The organism is Streptomyces sp. NPDC001507, assembly GCF_042894765.1.
In the GTDB taxonomy this organism is placed as follows: domain Bacteria; phylum Actinomycetota; class Actinomycetes; order Streptomycetales; family Streptomycetaceae; genus Streptomyces.
Genome location: NZ_JBIAVV010000026.1, coordinates 1,314 through 2,903, shown reverse-complemented (window position 1 = coordinate 2,903; position 1,590 = coordinate 1,314). Strand labels below are relative to the sequence as shown.

Here is a 1,590-nt window from a genome sequence, read left to right as displayed (position 1 = left end):
TGGGGTGATGGGTGGCTGGTCGTTGTTTGAGAACTGCACAGTGGACGCGAGCATCTGTGGCCAAGTTTTTAAGGGCGCACGGTGGATGCCTTGGCACCAGGAACCGATGAAGGACGTGGGAGGCCGCGATAGTCCCCGGGGAGTCGTCAACCAGGCTTTGATCCGGGGGTTTCCGAATGGGGAAACCCGGCAGTCGTCATGGGCTGTCACCCGCTGCTGAACTCATAGGCAGTGTGGAGGGAACGAGGGGAAGTGAAACATCTCAGTACCCTCAGGAAGAGAAAACAACCGTGATTCCGGGAGTAGTGGCGAGCGAAACCGGATGAGGCCAAACCGTATGCGTGTGAGACCCGGCAGGGGTTGCGTATACGGGGTTGTGGGATCTCTCTTCTGTCGTCTGCCGGCGGCAGGACGAGTCAGAAACCGTTGATGTAGGCGAAGGACATGCGAAAGGTCCGGCGTAGAGGGTAAGACCCCCGTAGCTGAAACATCAGCGGCTCGTTTGAGAGACACCCAAGTAGCACGGGGCCCGAGAAATCCCGTGTGAATCTGGCGGGACCACCCGCTAAGCCTAAATATTCCCTGGTGACCGATAGCGGATAGTACCGTGAGGGAATGGTGAAAAGTACCCCGGGAGGGGAGTGAAATAGTACCTGAAACCGTGTGCCTACAAGCCGTGGGAGCATCCTTGTGGTGTGACTGCGTGCCTTTTGAAGAATGAGCCTGCGAGTTTGCGGTGTGTTGCGAGGTTAACCCGTGTGGGGTAGCCGTAGCGAAAGCGAGTCCGAACAGGGCGTTGGAGTAGCACGCTCAAGACCCGAAGCGGAGTGATCTAGCCATGGGCAGGTTGAAGCGGAGGTAAGACTTCGTGGAGGACCGAACCCACCAGGGTTGAAAACCTGGGGGATGACCTGTGGTTAGGGGTGAAAGGCCAATCAAACTCCGTGATAGCTGGTTCTCCCCGAAATGCATTTAGGTGCAGCGTCGTGTGTTTCTTGCCGGAGGTAGAGCACTGGATAGGCGATGGGCCCTACCGGGTTACTGACCTTAGCCAAACTCCGAATGCCGGTAAGTGAGAGCGCGGCAGTGAGACTGTGGGGGATAAGCTCCATGGTCGAGAGGGAAACAGCCCAGAGCATCGACTAAGGCCCCTAAGCGTACGCTAAGTGGGAAAGGATGTGGAGTCGCAGAGACAACCAGGAGGTTGGCTTAGAAGCAGCCACCCTTGAAAGAGTGCGTAATAGCTCACTGGTCTAGTGATTCCGCGCCGACAATGTAGCGGGGCTCAAGCGTACCGCCGAAGTCGTGTCATTGCGATATGTACCCCCAACGGGGATCGTGATGGGTAGGGGAGCGTCGTCTGCCGGGTGAAGCAGCACCGGAAGGTAGTTGTGGACGGTTGACGAGTGAGAATGCAGGCATGAGTAGCGATTCACACGTGGGAAACGTGTGCGCCGATTGACTAAGGGTTCCTGGGTCAAGCTGATCTGCCCAGGGTAAGTCGGGACCTAAGGCGAGGCCGACAGGCGTAGTCGATGGATAACCGGTTGATATTCCGGTACCCGCTGTGAAGCGTCAAACATCGAACCA

At 57.2% G+C, this 1,590-nt stretch carries 1 rRNA gene (cut by a window edge); it reads left to right on the top strand.

Going from position 1 to position 1,590, the window contains the following annotated elements:
• Positions 1 to 58 precede the first annotated feature (58 nt).
• Positions 59 to 1,590 (top strand): 23S ribosomal RNA (locus ACFY0K_RS44670) (it continues 1,271 nt past the right edge of the window).